16 protein-coding genes and 2 riboswitches are annotated in these 21,314 nt (G+C 75.5%); of the genes, 9 read left to right on the forward strand and 7 right to left on the reverse strand.

The features are described from left to right. Nucleotides 1-135: 135 nt before the first annotated feature. On the reverse strand, nt 136-1,398 hold the full coding sequence (locus ACJOT3_RS02940) for an extracellular solute-binding protein (RefSeq protein ID WP_406968450.1): 1,263 nt from the start codon (nt 1,396-1,398) through the stop codon (nt 136-138). A 288-nt stretch (nt 1,399-1,686) separates the two neighbouring features. Between ACJOT3_RS02940 and ACJOT3_RS02945 the strand changes: the two genes are divergently transcribed. The 4 genes from ACJOT3_RS02945 to ACJOT3_RS02960 all read left to right on the forward strand — a co-directional run bounded on the left by ACJOT3_RS02945 (nt 1,687) and on the right by ACJOT3_RS02960 (nt 7,205). Next, nucleotides 1,687-2,532 (forward strand): GntR family transcriptional regulator, encoded by an 846-nt coding sequence (locus ACJOT3_RS02945; protein WP_406968452.1) that lies wholly within the window; start codon nt 1,687-1,689, stop codon nt 2,530-2,532. 103 nt (nt 2,533-2,635) lie between these two features. Beyond that, nucleotides 2,636-5,176 (forward strand): protein kinase domain-containing protein, encoded by a 2,541-nt coding sequence (locus tag ACJOT3_RS02950; protein WP_406968454.1) that lies wholly within the window; start codon nt 2,636-2,638, stop codon nt 5,174-5,176. A gap of 54 nt (nt 5,177-5,230) precedes the next feature. Next, nucleotides 5,231-6,016 carry an alpha/beta fold hydrolase gene (locus tag ACJOT3_RS02955; RefSeq protein WP_406968456.1) on the forward strand — a complete coding sequence of 262 codons (786 nt, stop codon included), beginning with the start codon at nt 5,231-5,233 and terminating at the stop codon, nt 6,014-6,016. A gap of 73 nt (nt 6,017-6,089) precedes the next feature. Further along, nucleotides 6,090-7,205: an LLM class flavin-dependent oxidoreductase gene (locus ACJOT3_RS02960; RefSeq protein WP_406968458.1), complete on the forward strand. Its 1,116-nt coding sequence runs from the start codon at nt 6,090-6,092 to the stop codon at nt 7,203-7,205. Nucleotides 7,206-7,266: 61 nt separating this feature from the next. On the opposite strand, the gene ACJOT3_RS02965 is transcribed toward ACJOT3_RS02960, so the two are convergent. Next, on the reverse strand, nt 7,267-8,421 hold the full coding sequence (locus ACJOT3_RS02965) for an epoxide hydrolase family protein (protein ID WP_406968460.1): 1,155 nt from the start codon (nt 8,419-8,421) through the stop codon (nt 7,267-7,269). Nucleotides 8,422-8,502: 81 nt separating this feature from the next. Between ACJOT3_RS02965 and ACJOT3_RS02970 the strand changes: the two genes are divergently transcribed. Next, nucleotides 8,503-9,465, forward strand: coding sequence for a helix-turn-helix transcriptional regulator (locus ACJOT3_RS02970; protein ID WP_406968462.1), 963 nt, complete (start codon nt 8,503-8,505; stop codon nt 9,463-9,465). A 219-nt stretch (nt 9,466-9,684) separates the two neighbouring features. On the opposite strand, the gene ACJOT3_RS02975 is transcribed toward ACJOT3_RS02970, so the two are convergent. From ACJOT3_RS02975 to ACJOT3_RS02995, 5 genes are all read right to left on the reverse strand, one after another. Continuing rightward, nucleotides 9,685-10,764 (reverse strand): RNA ligase (ATP), encoded by a 1,080-nt coding sequence (locus tag ACJOT3_RS02975; protein WP_406968464.1) that lies wholly within the window; start codon nt 10,762-10,764, stop codon nt 9,685-9,687. Nucleotides 10,765-10,951: 187 nt separating this feature from the next. Next, nucleotides 10,952-11,812 carry an energy-coupling factor ABC transporter ATP-binding protein gene (locus tag ACJOT3_RS02980; RefSeq protein WP_406968466.1) on the reverse strand — a complete coding sequence of 287 codons (861 nt, stop codon included), beginning with the start codon at nt 11,810-11,812 and terminating at the stop codon, nt 10,952-10,954. A gap of 44 nt (nt 11,813-11,856) precedes the next feature. Beyond that, on the reverse strand, nt 11,857-12,597 hold the full coding sequence (cbiQ, locus tag ACJOT3_RS02985; RefSeq protein ID WP_406968468.1) for a cobalt ECF transporter T component CbiQ: 741 nt from the start codon (nt 12,595-12,597) through the stop codon (nt 11,857-11,859). Between the two features lie 5 nt (nt 12,598-12,602). Beyond that, a complete protein-coding gene (locus tag ACJOT3_RS02990) occupies nt 12,603-13,133 on the reverse strand; it encodes an energy-coupling factor ABC transporter substrate-binding protein (RefSeq protein WP_406968470.1) in 531 nt (176 codons plus the stop codon). Continuing rightward, nucleotides 13,130-13,966, reverse strand: coding sequence for an energy-coupling factor ABC transporter permease (locus ACJOT3_RS02995; protein ID WP_406968472.1), 837 nt, complete (start codon nt 13,964-13,966; stop codon nt 13,130-13,132). Before ACJOT3_RS02995 ends, ACJOT3_RS02990 begins: the two co-directional genes overlap by 4 nt. Before the next feature lie 31 nt (nt 13,967-13,997). After that, nucleotides 13,998-14,225, reverse strand: a riboswitch (cobalamin riboswitch). 249 nt (nt 14,226-14,474) lie between these two features. After that, nucleotides 14,475-14,544: riboswitch (cobalamin riboswitch) on the forward strand. Between the two features lie 55 nt (nt 14,545-14,599). Here ACJOT3_RS02995 and cobN point away from each other — a divergent pair. The 4 genes from cobN to ACJOT3_RS03015 all read left to right on the forward strand — a co-directional run bounded on the left by cobN (nt 14,600) and on the right by ACJOT3_RS03015 (nt 21,307). Beyond that, nucleotides 14,600-18,223: a cobaltochelatase subunit CobN gene (gene cobN / locus ACJOT3_RS03000; protein WP_406968474.1), complete on the forward strand. Its 3,624-nt coding sequence runs from the start codon at nt 14,600-14,602 to the stop codon at nt 18,221-18,223. Further along, nucleotides 18,220-18,942, forward strand: a complete 723-nt coding sequence (gene cobF, locus ACJOT3_RS03005) for a precorrin-6A synthase (deacetylating) (RefSeq protein WP_406968476.1) — start codon at nt 18,220-18,222, stop codon at nt 18,940-18,942. The genes cobN and cobF overlap by 4 nt, the downstream gene beginning before the upstream one ends. A gap of 176 nt (nt 18,943-19,118) precedes the next feature. Next, nucleotides 19,119-20,591 (forward strand): cobyric acid synthase, encoded by a 1,473-nt coding sequence (locus ACJOT3_RS03010; RefSeq protein WP_406968540.1) that lies wholly within the window; start codon nt 19,119-19,121, stop codon nt 20,589-20,591. Beyond that, nucleotides 20,588-21,307, forward strand: a complete 720-nt coding sequence (locus ACJOT3_RS03015) for a cobalt-precorrin-6A reductase (RefSeq protein WP_406968478.1) — start codon at nt 20,588-20,590, stop codon at nt 21,305-21,307. The genes ACJOT3_RS03010 and ACJOT3_RS03015 overlap by 4 nt, the downstream gene beginning before the upstream one ends. Nucleotides 21,308-21,314: the final 7 nt, after the last annotated feature.

A 21,314-nucleotide genomic window follows, 5' to 3' on the forward strand; every position in this document is an offset into this window, starting at 1 on the left:
CGCCGCCGGGGCGGGGTGCCCCGGCGGCGCCCCGGTAGGACCCGGTCCCCGTCCCGGAACCGGTCCCGCCGCCGTCCCGCCCCGGCCCCGCCGTCCGGTGGGCGACCGCCGGGGAGCTTCGGACCCCGGACACGGTCAGCCCGCGTTGAGGGTCGAGGTGATGGATTCGGAGGCGCGCGCCCCGGCCGCCGCCGGATCCTCGCCGGTGAGCACCGCGGTCTGGAACTCCTTGATGACGTTGGAGGCCTCCACGGCGGCCCACTCCGGCGAGTTCGGGGTGGCCCGGCCGTTCTCCGCGGCGGCCCGCGCCATCGCGTACGCGCCCTCCTGCCCCTCCAGGACCTCGGCCAGGGAGATCCGGTTGGGGGCGTAGTTCATCTCCAGGGCGATCTCGGTCTGCCACCGCTCCCCGGTCAGGGCGCGGACCACCTCGTAGGCGGCGTCCTGGTCCTGGGAGGCGGCGGGGATCACCAGGTCGGAGCCGCCGACGAACACGCTGCCCAGGGCGGCGCCGGTGGGGCCGGGCACGGGGAAGAAACCGAGCCGGTCCGCCAGGTCCGGGTTGGCCTCGACGATCCCGGCGGCGCTGCCGGGGGCCGCGATGATCTGGGCGACGTCGCCGCCCGCCATGATCTCGATCTGCGGCGGCTGCGCCTCGTCGGAGTCCTTGGGGCCCTCGCCGTGGGACTGGAGCTCGGCGTAGAACTCCATGGCCGCGGCGGCCTCGGGGGTGTCCAGGGTGCCGGTCCAGGCGCCGTCGGCCCCCTGGACGGCGAAGTCGCCGCCCTCGTCCCACAGGAAGCCGGCGAACGCGTACCAGTTCTGTCCGGGCAGGTAGATGCCCTGGTGGGCGCCGTCGCCGCCCTCGTCGAGCAGGGCGGAGAACTCCAGCCACTCCGCGCGGTCGCGGGGCGGGCCGGTGAGGCCGGCGTCCTCCCACAGGTCCTTGTTGTAGATGACCACCCGGTTGGCGGCGTAGAAGGGAATGCCGTACTGGAGGCCGTCGTGCACGCCGGGTTCGGCCAGGCCGGGCAGCCAGTCGTCGCCGCCGAGGTCGTCGACCCTGTCGCTGAGGTCCACCAGGCCGCCGCTGGCCGCGTACTGGGCGACCTGGGAGTTGCCGGTCTCGATGACGTCGGGGGCGTCGTTGCCGGCCAGGGCGGCGGTGATGCGCTGGCCGATGCCGTCCCACTCCTGGATCTGGATGTCGAGCAGGATGTCGGGGTTGTCCCGCTCGAACTCCTCCTGGAAGCGCGCGACGAGGGAGTCGGAGAGGCTGTCGCGCATCAGCCACACGTCCACGGTCGGCGGGCCGTCGGCGGCGCCCTCGGAGGAACAGCCGGACAGCAGGACCAGGGAGGCGAGGGCTCCGAGGACGGGGGTGGGGGGTCTCTTCACGGCGGACCTCGATGTCAGTTGACCAATTGGTAAACCATGCTCTCTGCTTGCAGAAAATGGCATAGACCAATCGGGTCCGTCAAGAGTTCGGACGGAAACCTTCTGATGAGCGGAAAGGTGGGATCACCGACCGTTCGGCACGGACCCCGAGCCGAGTGGTGATCGACCACTGGTCAATCACTGGTCATCTGTTCTGGGCCGGAGAGGGGTCGCACAGTGGCATACTGGTCAACAGCCCGCGGCACCGGCGCGGGCGGACCGGTCCGGAGAGCGGGAGCGAGGGGCACTATGGACGAGCGGCGCCGTGACACGAAGAGCGGTGTCCTCAAACGCGACATGGTGCGCGACCACCTGCTCGACCTGGTGGACGAACGCCGCCCGGGCGACGCCATCCCCTCCGAGCGCTCCCTGTGCGCCCGGCTCGGCGTCTCCCGGCCCACCCTGCGGGCGGCGGTCAACGAACTGGTCGCCAACGGGCTGATCGTCCGCGAACACGGGCGGGGCATGTTCGTGGCACCGGCCAAGATCACCCAGGAACTCGTGTCGGAGGAACGCCGCCCGTTCGCCCTGCCCCAGGCGGAGGGGGTCTGGTCCAGTTCGGTGCTGGAGTTCTCCACCGTCCCGGCGGGGGCCCGGGTCGGGCGGCGGCTGCGCATCTCCCCGGCCGCCGAGATCGTCCACGTGTCCCGGCTGCGCCTGGTCGACGGCGAACCCATGGCCATCGAGTACCTGCACGTCCCGGTGGAGCGGGTGCCGGGGCTGACCGTGGAGGACGTCGACTCCGACTGCTTCTACGACCACCTGCACGACCGGCACGGGATCGAGGTGGCCGAGGCCGTGCAGACCATCGAGCCGACGGTCACCAACGACGCCGAGGCGCGGCTGCTGGAGGTGCCGGAATTCTCCCCGGCCCTGCTGTTCGAGCGGCTGACCAGCGACTCCCAAGGACGTCCGGTCGAGTACGTGCACTCGCTGTACCGGGGCGACCGGTACCGGATCATGTCCCGGCTGACCCTCACCCCGGCCGCGCGCGGCCGCCGCCGCTCCCCGGCCGACGGCCACTACCCGGGCATCCCCCCGGGCGATCTGGACTCGGCCATCACCTCCTCCACCAGCGGCGACGTCCAGCCCTGAACAGGACGTGCGGGGCGCGTGCGCGGTGGCGGGGAGTGTCCACTACGCTTCCCTCCGGATACCCCGGCCCCTTCGGCACCCCCACCCCGGAAACGATCCCCTGATGGAACCCCTGCACCCCGACGACCCGCGTGTGTTGGGGCACTACCACACCCTGCGCCGGATCGGCGCGGGCGGCATGGGCGTCGTGTTCCTCGCCGTCACCGGGGAGGGCGAGGCGGACCTGGCGGCGGTGAAGTCCATCCGGCCCGAGTACGCGGCCGACCGGGAGTTCCGCGCCCGGTTCGCGGGCGAGGTCGCGCTGGCCCGCCGGGTGCGCGGCCCCTACACCGCCCGGGTGCTGGACGCCGACACCGAGGGGCGCACCCCCTGGCTGGCCACCGAGTACATCCCGGGGCCCTCGTTGCAGGACGCGGTGCGCGACGGCGGCCCGCTCCCGGAGGGGTCGCTGCGGGTGCTGGCCGCCGGGCTGGCCGAGGCGCTGGCGGCGATCCACGGTGTCGACCTGGTGCACCGCGACCTCAAGCCGTCGAACGTCCTGCTGTCCCCGCGCGGCCCGCAGGTGATCGACTTCGGCATCGCCCGCGCGGCCGACGCCACCGCACTCACCCGCACCGGCCAGGCGCTGGGCACCCCCGCGTACATGTCGCCGGAGCAGGCGACCGGGCGGGGGGTGGGGCCGCACAGCGACCTGTTCTCCTTCGGGGGCGTGCTGGTGTTCGCCGCCACCGGGCGGCCGCCGTTCGGGATCGGCGACCCGGCGGCCCTGCTGTACCGGGTCGTCAACGAACCCGCCGACCTGGACGGGGTGCCCGCGTCCCTGCTGCCGCTGGTGGGCGCGTGCCTGGCCAAGGACCCGCGGGAGCGCCCCTCACTGGAGGCGGTCACGGCCGCGCTGACCGGGACGGCGCTGCCGGGGGCGGGGGCGCAGGACCCCACGGCATGGCTGCCCGCCCCGGTCGCCGACGAGGTCGCGCGCACCCTGGTGGCGGCGACCCGGCTGCACCCGACGGCGGTCCTGCGGACGAAGGTCGCGGAGGGGCCGGGCGCCGTGGAAGCGGTCGCGGAAGAGCCCACGCCCGCGACGGCCGGTGCCGCGGAAACCGCCGAGACGGCGGATACCGCGGCGTCTGAGGCCGAAGTGGCCGCAGGTGCCGCGATGCGGGCCGATGGCACCGGGACCCCGGCGGCGGCCGAGGCACCGGATACGGAGCTACCGGGCACGGCCGCGGGGCCGCGATCCGCGAGCGGTATCGCGGAGGAGGCGGGCGCCGAAGTTCCTGCCGAACCGCCAGGGGACGGCGTCGGGATGCCGGATGCCGAGGCGCGGACCGGTGCCGCCGCGGAGGAGAGGGACACCGCGGCGCGGCCGGAGGCCGCCGCATCGGCGGCAGCGGCGTCCGCCGGTTCGGAGCAGGGCGGTCCCGTCTCGTCGGAGGCACCGAGCCGTCCCGGGCTCCTTGCCACCCGTGGTCGGCGCCGGGGCGCGCTGGTGGCGGCGGTGCTGGCCGTCGGCCTGGTCGCTGCGCAGTACGTGGCGAGCGGGACCGAGGCGCAGGGTCCTCAGAGCCAGGCCGCCCGCGAGGACGAGCCCGCCCCCGTCCCGGGAGGCCCGACCGTTCCCGCCGGAGCACGGGTCGTCGACACCGCCTTCGTCGCGGCGCCGTACTCGTTCGCGACCCTGTCCGACGCCGGGCTGCACCTCTTCGACGGTCGGCGCAGGGATCGGATCGTGGAGCTGACCCTGCAGGACGAGCGGCACGACTTCGGCGGCTCCGAGCTGGCCGCCACCCCGAACGGGACCGTGCTGGCCGCCCGGGCCCCGCGGGCGGCCGGCGACGGTGTTGCCAAGGTGCACGTCTGGGACCTCGCCCGGGACGAGCGTTACGTCGTCGACCTGCCCGAGGAGGCGGGCGACGGCGGGCACATCGCGCTCTCCGCCGACGGCGGGACGGTGTTCGTCGCCTACCACCACACCCGCACCGGGCTCGCCGAAGTGGGCGCCTACCGGGTGGGCACGGGCGCCCGGGTGTACACCTCCGCCGTCCCGGAGAACGAGCTGGGATGGCTCCCCCGGGTGCGGGACCTGGCGGTCACCCGGGACGGGGAGGCGCTGGTCGTCACCCTGGACACGGGTCTGCTGGTGCGGGACCCGGCCACCGGGGAGGCGCACCCCTCCCACACCGGGTTCCGGGAGGCGCCCCGGGGCCTGCTCGGACCCACCGCGGTCTCCTACAACAGCGACGTCGGGGCCGTGGTGGCCACCGCCACCGACGACTCCGTCCTGGTGTGGGAGCTGGGCTCCGACGCGGAGCCGCGGGAGTTCCACCCCCGGCCGACCCCCGACGACGGGTCGAACGCGGTCATCCGCGACGTGGCCTTCACGGACTACGGGCGCGGTGTCGCCGCGTCCGGGACGGTCGGCGGCCGGGACCGGGGCTTTCTCATGGTGTGGGACCGGGAGGAGGGGAACGTGCGGGCCCAGAAGTGGTCGGCGAGCGAGTTCCTCTCGGTCGACGGCGCCGGTGGCGGCGACTGGCTCCTGGTCTCCTTCCGGCCGATCGCCGAGCGGGAGCCGCACGGGCTCGCCATGCTGGGCGACGGCCTGCGCACGGAGCAGGAGTACCGAGTCCGGTACGACTGAGTCTCAGGCGCCCCGGGGCGGCGGGGTGTCGGGGGCGGGCGCTAGCCTCGGCGCATGCATGTCGTCGAACGCGGATCGGGCACCCCGATCGTCCTCCTGCACGGTTTCGGGGTCGACCACCGGCTCCTCCTCCCCCTGGACCCCGTCCTCGAAGCCGACGGCGGGTGGCGGCGGCTGCACGTCGACCTGCCGGGGACCGCGGGTACGCCGGCGGGCGCGGTCGCGAGCGCCGAGGACGTGGTCGCCGCCGTGGAGGAGGAGATCGAGCGGCGGCTTGGCGGGGAGCCGTTCGCGCTGGTGGGCAACTCGTTCGGCGGCATGATCGCCCGCCGGGTGGCCCACGACCTGCGCCCGCGGGTGCTGGGGCTGGCGGCGCTGGCGGCGGTGTTCGTCGCCGAGCACGCGCGGCGGGACGTGCCCGGGCGGACCGTGCTCGTCGAGGACCCGGCCGCGGTGGCGGGCCTGGGTGAGGCGGGCGGGGACTACGCCGAGATGGCGGTGGTCCAGGACCCCGATGGCGCACGGGCGTTCGCCGAACACGCCCTGCCCGGGCTGCGCTCGGCCGACGAGGCGGCGCTGGAGCGCATCGCCCGGCGCTACTCCCTGGACCGGGAGCCGGAGGAGGGGGCGCCGGAGCCGTTCACGGCGCCGTCCCTGTTCGTCTCCGGCCGGCAGGACCAGGTGGTGGGCTACCGCGACGCGTGGGTGCGGGTCGAGCACTACCCGCGGGCGACGTTCGCGGTGCTCGACGCCGCCGGGCACAACGTGCACCTGGAGCGGTCGGTGCTCGTCGCGGCGCTGGTCACCGACTGGCTCGGGCGGATGCGGACCGTCCCCTAGGGCGTCGCCGCCGGGAGGCCCGCCCGGACCGGGGTTGACCTTCACACTGGTGTGACGGTTGGATCATCCCCCCATGACCCTGCGCATCGGTGTGGCCCTGGAAGGGGCGGGATGGCATCCCGCCGCATGGAGCGAGACGTCCCTGGAGGACCCGCGCGAGCTGTTCGGCGCCGCGTTCTGGCGGCGGCTCGGCCGCGACCTGGAGCGCGGCGGCGTGGACTACGTGACGGTCGAGGACGGGATCGGCCTGCAGAGCGCGCGGTTCGGCGTCCCCGACGACCGCTCCGACCAGGTGCGCGGGCGCCTCGACTCGGTGGTGGCGGCCTCGGTGCTGCTGACCTCGACCGAGTCCCTGGAGGTCGTCGTGTCGCGGAACGTGACGCACACCCGGCCGTTCCACGTCGCCGCCCAGCTCGCCTCCCTGGCGGACCTCGCCCCCGGGCGGGTGACCTGGCGCCCGCAGGTGTCGGCCGCAGCCGGGGACGCGGCGGTGCTGGGCGGCGAGCCCACCCCGGCGCTGCGGCCCGAGGACGTCTACGTCCCGACCCGGATCGCCCGGCGGCTGCGGCCGCTGTTCGCCGACGCGGAGGACTTCGTCACCGTCGTGAAGCACCTGTGGGCGGGGTGGCCGGATGCGGACCTGGCCCCCGCCGCCGGACCGGGTCCGGGCCGGGGCTTCGGTGCCCCGCCGCGGCCGGAGCCGGTCACCGCCGGGCGGTACGCCGCGGCGGGGCCCCTGAACGTCCCGGTGTCGTCCGTGCCGCGGATCGCGGTGCTCGCCCACCACGCGCTGGAGCCGTACCGGCTGGCCGCGGCCGTGGCGGACCGCGTGTTCGTCACCCCGGACGCGCGGACCGGCCTCGCCGAGATCGTCGGCACGTTCCGGGCGGTGGAGTCCCTGGCCCCCGACGCCGCCCGCACCGAGATCCACACCGACCTGGTCGTCCTGCTGGACCGGACCCCCGAGCTCGCCGAGGAGCGCAGGCGGCGGCTGGAGGGGGCGCTGGGGCACGAGTGGGCCTCGGACACCGACATCTTCGTCGGGACCCCGCAGGGGTTGGCCGACCACCTGCGGGTCTGGGAGCGCGGCGGGGAGGTGGCCGGGGTGCGGCTGCGCCCGGCGGTGGTGCCCTTCGACACCGACCTGATCGTCGGCGACCTGCTCCCCCTGCTGCGTTCCGGGGTCTGACACGCCACGGCCCCGGAGGCCGGTTCCGGCCTCCGGGGCGCGGGGCGCGCCGAGCGCGGGGTCAGGCCGTGCGCAGCCCGCCGAAGAAGGCGCGGATGTCGCCCGCGACGACCTCGGGCACCTCCAGGGCGGCGAAGTGGCCGCCCTTGTCGAAGCGGTTCCAGTGCACGATGTCGGAGTTGTCGCGGTCGGCGAAGACCCGGATGGTCTGGAAGTCGTCGGCGAACACCGCCACACCCGTGGGCGCCGCGTTCACGCGCGGCTCGTCCTGGGCGCGCGCGTTCTCGAAGTACCCGCGGCCCATGCCGGAGGCGGCGTTGGCGAACCAGTTCACGCTCACCTCCAGGAGGATCTTGTCCAGCGGCACCAGCGAGGTGCCGTTGCCGAAGGAGTTGAACAGCTCGCTGTAGGCGAGCAGGCCCACCGGGGAGTCGCTGAGGCCGACCGCGACGGTCTGGGGGCGCGAGGCGTTCATGGTGTTGTAGCCGCCCACGGACTGGAACCACTCCATGTGCTCCAGGCCGGCGTAGTCCTGCGGCTCCAGGCGCTCGAACTCGGCGGGGTCGCCCGAGGGGAACGCGAAGAGCTGGAGCACGTGCAGGCCGAGGAACCCGTCGGGGTTCAGCAGTCCGAGCTCCCGGGCGACCATCGCGCCGTTGTCGGAGCCGTGCACGCCGTAGCTCTCGTAGCCCAGGCGGCGCATCAGGGTGTCGTAGGCGGCGGCGACGCGGGCGGTGGTCCAGCCGTCGGAGGCCAGTGGCTGGGAGAAACCGTTTCCGGGGACGTCCGGGATGACCAGGTGGAAGGCGTCCTCGGCGCGGCCGCCGTGGGCGACCGGGTCGGTGAGCGTGTCGATGAGGTCGAGGTAGTCGACCGAGGAGCCGGGGTAGGTGTGGGCGAGCAGCAGGGGCGTGGCGCCGGCGTGCGGGGAACGGACGTGGATGAAGTGGATGTTCTGGCCGTCGATGTCGGTGGTGAAGTGCGGGACGGCGTTGATGCGCTCCTCGGCGGCGCGCCAGTCGAAGTCGCGCCAGGCGGCGATGGCCTCGCGCAGGTAGGCGTTGGGGGTGCCGGCCTCCCAGTCGTCGCCCGGGGCGGGCTGGGGCAGCCGGGTCCGGGCGAGGCGCTCGTGCAGGTCGGCGAGCTCGGCGTCGGTGACGGCGACGGTGAAGGGGCGGATGTCGGTGCTGGCGGCGGAAGCGCTGGTGTTCTCCATGTCTCCGACGGTACGGTCCCAATAGGAACACCTACTTCCTAATGGAATCCGCGACCCGGAAAAACTTTGAAGGGGTGCCGGATGTCCGACACCGCCGCCAGGCTGCTGGCGCTGCTGGCCCTGTTGCAGTCGCGGCCCGACCGGTCCGGTCGCGAGCTCGCCGAGCGGCTCGGGGTCAGCGACCGCACCATCCGCAAGGACGTCGACCGGCTGCGCGAACTCGGGTACCCGGTGGAGGCGGCCCGCGGGTCCGCGGGCGGGTACCGGCTGGGGCCGGGCGGGCGGATGCCGCCGCTGCTGCTCGACGACGAGGAGGCCGTCGCGGTGGCCGTGGGGCTGCGCGCCGCGGCGGGCATCTCGGGGGTCGCCGAGTCGGGCGGCCGGGCGCTCGCCAAGCTCGAACAGGTGCTGCCGGCGCGGCTGCGCCCGACCGTGGACGCGCTGCACGGGTCGATCGAGCACGCCCCGGAGAACACCGGCACCGACGCGCCCGACCCGGAGGTCGACGCGGGGGTGCTGCGGGCGGTGGCGCGCGCCGTCCGCGACGGCGAGTGGCTGCGGTTCGACTACCGGGGCGAGCCCCGGCTGGTGGAGCCGTACCGGCTGCTGGCGTGGCAGCGCCGCTGGTACCTGGTCGCGCGCGACCCGCGCGACGGGGAGTGGGCGACCCACCGGGTCGACTGGATGGAACCGCGGCCGCCGACGGGGCGCCGGTTCGACCCGGTGCCGCCGCCGGGCGGCGACCACACGGCGTTCGCCATGCGGACCATCGCGTCGCAGGGGTGGAAGGTGCACGCGCGGTTGCGTATCGACGCGCCCGCCGACCGGGTGCTGGACCGCATCAACCCGGCGGTGGGGGTGGTCGAGCCGGTCGACGAGGCGACGTCGGTGCTGGTCACCGGCGCCGACAGCCTGGACACGGTCGCCGTGTACATCGGCATGCTCGGCATGGACTTCACGGTGGAGTCGCCGCCCGAGCTGGTGCCGCTGCTGCGCGCCCTGTCCGAGCGCTACGCCCGCGCCGCCGACGGCTCCCCCGCCTGACGGCGGCCGGATCGGTGAGCGGCCGGATCGGTGGACCGCCGGGCCGTCCACCGCCCGCCACCGTGGTCGGGCCACAGGCCGAGGAACACGTCGGGTGCGCACGGCACGGTCCGGGGCGCAGGCCGCCGGGAGCGGGGGGCTCCCGGCAGCCGGACGGCAGGGTGCGGAACCCGTGGGGAGCACAGGCCGCCGGGAGCCGGGCTCCCGGCGGCCCGGGGGTCACTCATACTCGGTGCCGCCCTTGCGGGTGAGGTAGGCGTCGGAGACGAACTTGGCGATCGCGCGGCCGGCGAGGACCGGCGAGTAGCGCTCGCGGGCCGGGCGGACCACGACGCCCTCGCGCAGGTGGGCGGCGCGGCCGCTCCAGGTCTCGTCGCCCTGGGCGGCCTCGAACAGGGCGGCCTCGTCGTAGGGGCCGTTGTAGAGCTCGGGCACCGCGGGCAGGCCGACCTCGGCGAGCACGCCCGGCAGGTCGGCGGCGTCGATCCAGGACACGGCGCCGTCGATGTCCAGGCGGACGTCGAACACCGCGTACCCCGGGCGCTCGCCGCGCCCGTGCTCGCCGTAGCCCAGGTCCTGCACGCCCGCGCCGAACACCTCGCCGAACACGCCCACCCGGGCGGCGCCGAACTTCTCGGCGATCCGGCGGGCCGCCCCGGGCACCCCGTGGGTCCTCACCGAGCGCCAGTACAGGTTGTCCTCGGCATAGGCCAGCGCGAAGTTGCGCGACCCGTGCCCCTTGGAGGAGGCGAACTCCTCGCCGGTCTCCGTGACGAGCGTGAACAGGCAGGCGGTGCCGTGGATCTTCTCGGTGGCGACCACCGGCTCGCCGGGGGTGAAGATGTCCGGGTAGCGCTTGGCGTTCTCCACCTCGATCCACCGCAGCAGGTCCGGGGCGGGGACGACCTCGCCGCTCATGTGCACCGGGATCTCGGGCACCCACTTGGTGACGCCGAGTTCGGTGGCGAAGTCCGCACCCTCACCGTGGGCCGCCTCCAGGTCCCGGTCGGCCAGCGCCCGCGGGCGGCAGACGATGCCCTGGGAGATCTCGCCGCGCAGCCGGATGGCCTTGACCCGGTTGCGCTTGGACCCCGCCAGCTTGCCGGTGAGGCCGAGCTCGTCGATGAGGGCGTCGGGCAGCAGGGCGTTCTCGGGGATGTAGACGGCCCAGTCACCGGTGCGGTAGGCGTCCTTGGCGACGACGGCGCGGAACAGGCCGACCTGGGCCAGTTCGAGCGCGTCGGCGTTGGGGTGGGGGTGGACGGTGAGCCGCTCCGCGGTGACCCGGAGGGTGGACATGGGGTTCCCTTCCTGGTGGGGGGCTGGGCGCGCCGGGGGCAGGGGGCGGTGACGACCTGGTCACTATGGCCGAATCCCGGCGGGAACGACAAAACCTTTTCCCGCGCGCGGGCGGTCCGGGGCTCGGCGGGCATCCGGCCGGTGGGGCCTTCACACCTTTTCCGCGCGCGGGTGGTCCGGGGCCGCCTCAGCGGGGGTGGATCCGGTCCAGGTCCCCGGGCGAGGACGGGTCGGGGGCGTCGGCGGGCAGCAGCCCGCCCGCGCGCAGCACACGCCCCACGGCCGGCCCCCAGGCGGGCCGCAGCCGGGCCCGGGCCAGCAGCGCGCCGTCGGCGAGCACCCGCCCGGTCGGGCCCGACGCCAGGACCGTGCGGTCGAGCACGAGCGCGTGGTCGGCCCAGCCGTGGACCAGGTCCAGGTCGTGGGTGGACACGACCAGGGCGGTACCGCGGGCGCGCAGGCCGTCCAGGGTGGCGACGAGTTCGGCGACCCCGGCCGGGTCCAGGCCCGCCGTGGGCTCGTCCAGGAGCAGGACGTCGGGCAGCATCGCCATCGCCCCGGCCAGCACCACCCGTTTGCGCTGGCCGTAGGAGAGCAGGTGGGTGGGGCGGTCGGCGAGGCCGGTGACGCCGAGGGCGTCCAGCGCCCATGCGACCCGCTCGCCGACCTCGTCGGCAGGCAGGCCCAGGTTGAGCGGGCCGAAGGACACGTCCTGGCCGACGGTGGCCGAGAACAGCTGGTCGTCGGGGTCCTGGTAGACCATCTGCACCCGGCGGCGCAGCAGGTCGCGGCCGCGGCGCCCGGCGGGCGCGGGGGCGCCGTCCAGCAGGACCGAACCCCGGCCGGGGGCGAGCCCGCCGGACAGCAGCCGCAGCAGCGTGGTCTTGCCGCCGCCGTTGGGGCCGAGGACCGCGAGCAGGCCGCCAGGGTCGACCCGCACGTCGGTGTCGGTCACCGCGGGCCCGGCGTCCTCGTAGGCGTAGTGCAGGCCGCGCCCCTCCAGGACGGGCGGGGCGGCGGGGTCGGTCCCCGGGGCGCGGGGCGGCATGGGCGTCTCCGTGAATCGTTCGGGCGGCCCGGCGGGCCCGGGGCTCAGAGCAGGGCCGTGTAGGTGAGGGTGAGGGCCGCGACCAGCAGCGGCGGGGCGGTGGCGGCGGCCCACTCCCCCGGCCGCACCGGGCGTTCGTCCACCAGGACGGTGAGCCGCCCGGTGTACCCGCGGCAGGCCAGGCCCTCCTGGAGCCGCCGGGCCCGGTCCAGGGAGCGGATGAACAGGACACCGCCCAGGGCCCCGGCGGAGCGGAGCCCGGCCCGCCGGGACCGGTACCCGTGCCGGGCCGCCTGCCCGGAGGCGACCCGCTGCGCGGTCGAGAGCAGGACCATGAGCATCTGGTAGGTGAGGGCGACGACCTCGACCAGCGCGGTGGGCAGCCGGGTGCGGGACAGCCGGGCGAGGAGGTCGGCCATGGGTGTGGTCAGCACGAACAGGAGCTGGGTCCCCAGCGCCGCCGCTCCCCGGGCGGCCACCTCGGCCGCGCGGGCGGGGCCGCCCGGGGCCCAGCCGAGCCCGTCGGCGCCGCCCACGGTGACCAGCAGGGCGGCGGCGCTGGTGGCGATGAGCAGCAGCGGCCCGGCCGCCACACGCGCCAGCAGGCCCAGGGGGACCCCGGCGGCGACCGCGGACCCGAGGGTCGCGGCCGCCACCAGGGCGGCGGCGGGCCAGGGCGGCAGGAAGAGGGCGCAGGCCAGCAGCCCGCCGCACAGGACCGCTTTGACCGCGGGGTGGTACCGCCGCCACCGGCTCCGGTAGGCGGCGGTGTCGATCGGTGTCACCGGGGTCAGGGACCGCCGGGGGCGTCGGGATCCGTGGTCGTCGGACCCGCTGCCGAACCGGTCGCCGGGCCGTCCGAACCGACCGTAGGGACGGCGGCGTCGGCGGTCGCCGGGCCGGGCACCGAACCCGTGGCCGAATCCGCCGGACCGGCCGCCGAACCGACCGAACCCGTCGCCGGGGCGGTCACCGGACCGGCCGCCGGGGCGGCGGCGTCCGCGGGGGCCTGCTCCCGGTGCCGGGAGCGGGTGCGCGCCACGCCCAGCACGTAGCCGATCACCCCGGCGCCGATCGCGGCCTGGAGGGCGAACAGCCCCGACTCGACCTCGCCCGAGGGCAGTTCGACCAGGGGTGCCAGCCACGGCTCGTAGTCCGGGTTCAGCTCCTCGACCAGGCCCTCGGCCTGGCCGTCGGCCCCGGCGAACGGCTCCTCCATGCCCTCACCGGCGCCGATCACCAGCGGGAACACCGCCAGGACCGCCACCGCTCCCAGCAGTGCCCAGGTCACCCACGCGCGGGGTGTCGACCGGTCGCTCATGCCTTCTCCCCCTTCTTGTCGTCCCCGCCGGCGGCCGCGGTGCCCGCGGCGTCGGCCTTCCGGTCGGCGTCCGCCGCACCTTCCTGTGCCTGTGCCGGTGCCCGAGCCGACTCCGGTGCCGGTGCGCCCTCGGGCTCCGGCGCCGTGGGCGCGGCGGCCCGCAGCACCCCGAGCCGGACGAGGTCGCCGCGGCTCACCGAACTGAGGAGCCGGACGGCCACGACCGTGACCAGGCCCTCGATGACGGCGATGGGGATCTGGGTGACGGAGAAGATCGTCGCGTACTTGACGAACGCCCCGAGGACGCCGCCCTCGGGGTCGGGGTGGGCCAGGGCGAGCTGGAGGCTCGTCACGGTGTAGGTGCCCAGGCTGGCCGAGAACGCCGCGGTGAACACCGCCAGCGACAGCGACGTCCCCTCGGGAAGCCGGCCGGTGAGCCCGCGCACCAGGCGGAACGCCCCGTAGGCCACCCAGGGGCCGACCACCGCGAGGGAGAACGCGTTGGCGCCCAGGGTCGACAGCCCGCCGTGGGCGAGCAGCAGGGCCTGGAACAGCAGGGTGATGGTCCCCAGGACCGCCATCACGGGCGGCCTGAACAGGACCGATCCCAGGCCGACGCCCACCGGGTGGGAGCTGGTCCCGGTCGCGGAGGGGATCTTGAGGGCCGAGAGGACGAAGCAGAACGCGCCCGCCGCGCCGATCAGGAGTTTGGCGTCGGGGTCGGCGCGGACCTCGCGGGTCAGCGAGCGCACGCCGTGGACGACGAAGGGTGCGGCCGCCGCGGTCCAGGCGGCGGCGTGCAGGGGAGGCAGCAGGCCTTCGGGTATGTGCATTTGTGGGGGACCTATCTCCAGCACCTCGTGGACGGTCATCAGTGCCGTGGCCGGTCTCCTGGCTGCCGGGCCGCGCCCCCGCGCCCGCCTTCCCAGGCCGCGCTCCCGAACTTCCGAGAGTGCGATCCCAGTGGCGTGGTCCGCGCTCCGTCTCCTGGGGGGGACGGCGCGCGGGGCGTGGGGACTTCCCGTGCACAGTGGCGAGGGCCGCGCCGGATTCTCACCGGACTTCCCGAACACCACGGCACCCCGAAGGTAGGCCCTGGCGTGGGCGGAGGCAAGAGGCGGGGGTGGGATAACCGCCGGACACCCCGTGGAGACCGCCCGGTGGCCGCGCTGCGGAGCCGTCCGGGAGCCGCCTCGGGCCGCGTCCGGCCGTCCCGGGGCCTCCTCGGGCCGCGTCGGGCCCGCCTCCCTGCCGCGGGCGCACGCTCCCCCGCTAGGGTGTGGACCGGTCCGGCTCCCGTCGAACGGTGCAGGGGACGGCCCACACCCTTCGCTCGAAGTGCGGGAACCCGGTGCGACTCCGGGGCGGTTCCGCCACTGTGACACCCCCGGCGGGGTGCAGCCAGACACCGGCTCCGAGCGTTCCTACCAGCAATGGGGCGAGAACCCCTGGGGAGGAATCCGGCCATGGCGGTACGGATCGCACTGCTTTCCACCTCTGACACCGACCTGCTGTCCGCACGGGGCAGCGGCGCGTCCTACACGTGGGCGAACCCGTCCCGCGCCTCGGACGACGAACTCACCGCGGCCGTGGCGGACGCCGACCTGGTCGTGGTGCGGCTGCTGGGTTCCCCGCACGACCTGTGGCCGGGCCTGGCCGCCGTCCGGGAGCGGGGCACGCCCCTGGTCGTGCTCAGCGGCGAGCAGCAGCCCAGCGCGGAGCTGATGGAGCACTCGACCGTGCCGATCGGTGTGGCCACCGACGCCCACCGCTACCTGGCCCAGGGCGGGCCGGCCAACCTGGCCCGGCTGCACGCCTTCCTGTCGGACATGGTCCTGGTGACCGGCGAGGGGTTCGAGCCGCCGCTGGAGATCCCGGCGTGGGGCGTCGCCGAGCGCGACCGGGCCGTTGACTCCGCCCCGGAGCCCGGCTCCGGCTCCGACGCCCCCGGCCTGCCGCGGATCGGCATCCTGTACTACCGGGCCCACGAGGCGGGCGGCAACACGGCGTTCGTGCACGCCCTGGCCGACGCGGTGGACGCCACCGGCCGGGCGGTGGGCGTGCCGGTGTTCGCCGGGTCGCTGCGTTCAGCGCCCGACGAACTGTACGAAGCGCTGGGCGCATTCGACGCCCTGGTGGTGACACTGCTGGCCGCGGGCGGCAGCACCCCCGCCTCGGCGAGCGCGGGCGGGGACGACGAGGCCTGGGACGTGGAGCGCATGGCCGCCCTGGGCGTCCCGGTGCTCCAGGGCCTGTGCCTGACGAGCCCGCGCGCCGCGTGGGAGGAGTCCGACGACGGGGTCACCCCGCTGGACTCGGCGTCCCAGATCGCCATCCCCGAGTTCGACGGCCGCGTCATCACCGTGCCGTTCTCCTTCAAGGAGATCGACGCCGACGGCCTGCCCCGCTACGTCGCCGACCCCGAACGCTGCGCCCGCCTGGCCGGGATCGCGGTGGCGCACGCCCGGCTGCGGCACGTGCCGCCCGCCGAGAAACGCATCGCGGTGGTGCTGTCGGCCTACCCCACCAAGCACGCGCGGATCGGCAACGCGGTGGGCCTGGACACGCCCCGCTCCCTGGTGCGCCTGCTGCGGCGGCTGCGCGCGGAGGGCTACGACCTCGGTTCCCCGCAGGCCCTGCCCGGCCTGGACCTGCCCGACGAGACGCAGGCGGGCGACGCGCTCATCCACGCCCTGATCGCCGCGGGCGGCCAGGACGAGGAGTGGCTGACCTCGGGCCAGCTCACCGACGCCCACGTGCGCATCACCGCGGACGAGTACGCCGCCTGGACCGGGCACCTGCCCGCGGAGCTGCGCGAGGCGATGACCGGGGCCTGGGGCCCCGCCCCCGGCAACCTCTACGTCAACGACGAGGGCGAGATCGTGCTCGCCGCCCTGCGCGCGGGCAACGTGGTGGTCCTGGTGCAGCCGCCCCGCGGTTTCGGTGAGAACCCCATCGCGATCTACCACGACCCGGAGCTGCCGCCCAGCCACCACTACCTGGCCGCCTACCGCTGGCTGGAGCGCGGGTTCGGCGCCCACGCGGTCGTCCACCTGGGCAAACACGGCTCCCTGGAGTGGCTGCCGGGCAAGAACGCCGCCCTGTCCGCGGCCTGCGCGACCGACGCCGCCCTGGGCGACCTGCCGCTCGTCTACCCGTTCCTGGTCAACGACCCGGGCGAGGGGGCCCAGGCCAAGCGGCGGGCCCACGCCACGGTCGTGGACCACCTGATCCCGCCGATGGCGCGCGCGGAGACCTACGGCGACATCGCCCGGCTGGAGCAGCTGCTGGACGAGCACGCCAACATCGCCGCCATGGACCCGGCCAAGCTGCCCGCGGTCCGCGGCGAGATCTGGGCACTGATGCGGGCCGCGGAGATGCACCGCGACCTGGGGCTGGCCGAACGCCCCGACGACGAGGAGTTCGACGACTTCCTGCTGCACGTCGACGGCTGGCTGTGCGAGATCAAGGACACCCAGATCCGCGACGGCCTGCACGTGCTGGGCGCCGCCCCCGAGGGCGAGACCCGGGTGAACCTGGTGCTGTCCGTGCTGCGCGCCGCCCAGGTGTGGGGCGGTGTGGGCGGGGCCGTGCCGGGGCTGCGCGCGGCGCTGGGCCTGAAGGAGGGGGCGCCGACCGCCGAGGTGGACGCGGTGGAGGCGCTCGCCCGCGGCCTGGTGGAGCGCATGGAGGCCGCGGGCTGGGACCCGGACGCGGCGGCGGGCCTGCACGACGACCCACAGGTGCGTTCGGTGCTGGAGTTCGCCGCGACGCAGGTGGTGCCGCGCCTGGCGGGGACCACCGACGAGATCGACCACGTGCTGCGCGCGCTGGCGGGCGGGTTCGTCCCGGCCGGGCCGTCCGGGTCGCCGCTGCGAGGGCTGGTCAACGTGCTGCCGACCGGGCGCAACTTCTACACCGTGGACCCGCGGGCGGTGCCGTCCCGGCTGGCCTGGCAGACCGGCCAGGCCATGGCCGAGTCGCTGCTGCGCCGCCACCTGGACGAGACGGGGACCTACCCGGAGTCGGTGGGGCTGTCGGTGTGGGGGACCTCGGCGATGCGCACCTCCGGAGACGACGTGGCCGAGGTGCTGGCCCTGCTGGGGGTGCGGCCGGAGTGGGACGAGGCGTCCCGCCGGGTCTCGCGGCTGGACGTGGTGCCGTTGGAGGAGCTGGGGCGGCCGCGGATCGACGTGACGGTGCGCATCTCCGGGTTCTTCCGGGACGCGTTCCCGCACGTGGTCGCCCTGATGGACGACGCGGTGGCGCTGGTGGCGGGGCTGGAGGAGCCGGCCGACCGCAACTTCGTGCGCGCGCACGCCCTGGCGGACCTGGAGACGCACGGGGACCTGCGGCGGGCCACGACCCGGATCTTCGGCTCCGCCCCCGGGTCCTACGGGGCGGGCATCCTCCAGGTGGTGGAGTCGGGCAACTGGCGCGACGACAGCGACCTGGCCGAGGTGTACACGGCCTGGGGCGGGTTCGCCTACGGGCGCGGGCTCGACGGCGTCCCGGCCGCCGACGACATGCGCGCCAACTACCGGCGGATCAAGGTGGCGGCCAAGAACATCGACAGCGCCGAGCACGACATCGCCGACTCCGACGACTACTTCCAGTACCACGGCGGCATGATCGCCACCGTGCGCGCGCTCACCGGGTCCGACCCCAAGGCGTACGTGGGCGACTCCACCGCGCCCGACGCGGTGCGCACCCGGCCGCTGTCGGAGGAGACGGCGCGGGTGTTCCGGGCCCGGGTGGTGAACCCGCGGTGGATCTCGGCGATGCGGGGGCACGGGTACAAGGGGGCGTTCGAGCTGGCGGCCACGGTCGACTACCTCTTCGGGTTCGACGCGACGGCCGGGGTCGTGCACGACTGGATGTACGAGCGGCTCGCCGCGGAGTACGTGCTGGACGCGACCACGCAGGAGTTCCTGCGCACCTCCAACCCGTGGGCGCTGCGCGGCATCGTGGAGCGGCTGCACGAGGCGGCGCGGCGCGGGCTGTGGGCCGAGCCCGACCCGGCGACCCTCCAGGCGCTGACCGAGGTGTACCTGGAGGTCGAGGGGGACTTGGAGGAGCAGGCGGAGTGAGGGTGCGCGTGCTGGGGATCGGGATGGGTCCCCGCCAGCTCACCGGCGAGGTCGCCGAGGCCCTGCGGGGGTGCGACTACGCGGTCGCGCCCCGCAAGGGTGCGGAGGACGGGCTGCTGGAGCTGCGGCGGGAGGTCTGCGCGGCGTTCGGCGTGCCGCTGGTGGAGGTGGCCGATCCCCGGCGGGACCGGGAGGCCGCGGACTACGGGGCGGCCGTGGCCGCCTGGCACGAGGCCCGGGTGCGCGCCTACGAGCGGGTGCTGGGCGCGCGGGGCGGGACGGCGGCGTTCCTGGTGTGGGGCGACCCGGCCCTGTACGACTCGACGCTGCGGATCGTGGAGGCGGTGGCCGAGCGGGGCGCGGTGCCGGTGGAGTACGACGTGCTGCCGGGGATCAGCGCCCCGCAGCTGCTGGCCGCGCGGCACCGGATCGTGCTGCACGGGGTGGGCGGGCCGGTGCACGTCACCCCGGCCCGCCGGCTGGCGGAGGCGGTGGCGGCGGGGCACCGGGACATCGTCGTCATGCTGGGCGGGCGGCACGGGTTCGGCCACCTGGCGGACTGGTCGGTGTGGTGGGGGGCGAACCTGGGCACCGACAGCGAGGAGCTGGTGGCCGGGCGGGTCGGCGAGGTGCTGCCCGCGATCGAGGAGGCCCGGCTGCGGGCCCGGGGGAAGGCGGGCTGGGTCATGGACACCGCGCTGCTCAGGAGACCACGATGAATACCGGGCCGAAGGCCTCCGTTGAGGGTGGAAGTCCGCACCGGCGCGAAGCGCTCCGACCGGACGATGGTGGGCGACGGGCGGGAAGTACCGGGCCGAAGGCCTCCGTTGAGGGTGGAAGTCCGCACCGGCGCGAAGCGCTCCGACCGGACGACGGCGGGCGACGGGCGGGAGGGCTGCTCGTCGCCGGGACCACCTCCGACGCGGGCAAGAGCGTGGTCACCACCGGCCTGTGCCGGGCGTTCGCGCGCCGCGGCGTGCGGGTCGCCCCGTACAAGGCGCAGAACATGTCCAACAACTCCATGGTCTGCCAGGGCCCGGACGGGCACCCGGCGGAGATCGGCCGGGCGCAGTGGGTGCAGGCGCTGGCCGCGCGCGCCGAGCCGGAGCCCGCGATGAACCCGGTGCTGCTCAAGCCCGGCGGGGACCGGCGCAGCCACGTGGTGCTGATGGGGCACCCGGCGGGCGAGGTGTCGTCCGCGGACTGGGAGGCGGGCCGCCGCCACCTGGCGGAGGCGGCGCACGCCGCGTTCGACGACCTGGCGTCCCGGTACGAGGTGGTCGTCGCCGAGGGGGCGGGCAGCCCCGCCGAGATCAACCTGCGGGCGGGCGACTACGTCAACATGGGGCTGGCCCGGCACGCCGACCTGCCCGCGGTGGTGGTGGGCGACATCGACCGGGGCGGGGTGTTCGCCGCCCTGTACGGGACGGTGGCGCTGCTGGAGCGGGCCGACCGCGACCTGGTGGCGGGTTTCGTGATCAACAAGTTCCGGGGCGACCCGGCGCTGCTCGAACCGGGGCTGGCGGACCTGGAGCGGCGCACCGGCCGGCGGGTCTACGGGGTGCTGCCGTGGGACCCGGGCCTGTGGCTGGACTCCGAGGACGCCCTGGACCTGGAGGGCAGGCGCGCGGGCGGGGACCGGGTGCGGCGGGTGGCGGTGGTGCGGCTGCCGCGGATCAGCAACTTCACCGACGTGGACGCGCTCGGGCTGGAGCCGGGGCTGGACGTGGTGTTCGCGTCGGGGCCGCGCGACCTCTCCGATGCCGACCTGGTGGTGCTGCCGGGCACCCGCGCCACCCTGGCGGACCTGGAGTGGCTGCGTTCGCGGGGGCTGGACCGGGCCGTGGTCGAGCACGCCCGGCGGGGGCGGCCGGTGCTGGGGATCTGTGGCGGCTTCCAGATGCTTGGCACCACCGTGGCCGACCCCCACGGGGTGGAGGCGCGGGGCGGGGCGCGGGCGGCGGGGCTGGGGCTGCTGGACGTGCGCACGGACTTCACCGCGGACAAGACCCTGGGGCTGCCGTCGGGGGAGGCGTTCGGCGTGCCCGTGAGCGGTTACGAGATCCACCACGGGACGGTGACGCGCGGGCCGGGGGCCGAGGCGTTCCCCGGCGGGGCGCGGGCGGGCGCGGTGTTCGGGACGCTGTGGCACGGGGCGCTGGAGGGCGACGCCTTCCGGGCGGCGTTCCTGGCCGAGGCGCTGGGGCACGAGGCGTCCGGGGTGCGGTTCGCCGCGGCGCGGGAGCGGCGCCTTGACCTGCTGGCCGACCTGGTGGAACGGCACCTGGACGTGGACGCGCTGCTGAAGCTGGCCCGCGAGGGCGCCCCGGCCGGGCTGCCCGAGCCGCACCCGGGCGGTGCGCGGTGAGGCTGCTGTTGCTGGGGGGAACCTCCGAGGCCCGTGAGCTGGCCGCCCTGCTGGTGGAGGCGGGGGTGGACGTCACCTCGTCGCTGGCCGGGCGGGTGGCGCGGCCGCGGCTGCCGGTCGGCCGGGTCCGCATCGGGGGCTTCGGCGGGGTCGAGGGGCTGCGGGCGGCGCTGGCGGACTACGACGCGGTCGTGGACGCCACCCACCCGTTCGCGCTGGGCATGTCCGCGAACGCGGCCGCCGCCTGCACCGACCTGCCGCTGCTGCGGCTGGAGCGGCCGGGGTGGGAGCCCGAACCGGGGTGGCACCACGCCGACACCCACGAGGAGGCGGCCGGGGTGGCGGCGCGGCTGGGGGCGCGGCCGTTCCTGACCGTGGGGCGCCAGGAGCTGGCCCGGTTCGTGCCCGCGCTGGGGTCGCTCCCGGTGCTGGCCCGGGTGGTGGACGCGCCGGAGCAGGCGCCGCCCGCCGCCTGGCGGCTGGTGACCGGGCGGGGGCCGTACACGCTGGACGGAGAGCGCGAGCTGATGGCCGGGCACGGGTCGGACGTGCTGGTCACCAAGAACTCGGGCGGGACCTACACCCGCCCCAAGCTGGAGGCCGCACGCCTGCTCGGGGTGCCGGTCGTGGTGGTGCGCCGCCCGCCGGGGCCGGGGGACGTGCCCACCGTGCACGATGTGGCGGAGGCCTTCGCCTGGGTCCGCGCCCTGGGCTGAGTCGGCC

It is taken from the genome of Nocardiopsis protaetiae (assembly GCF_045446735.1).
GTDB classification, from domain to species: Bacteria; Actinomycetota; Actinomycetes; order Streptosporangiales; family Streptosporangiaceae; genus Nocardiopsis; species Nocardiopsis protaetiae.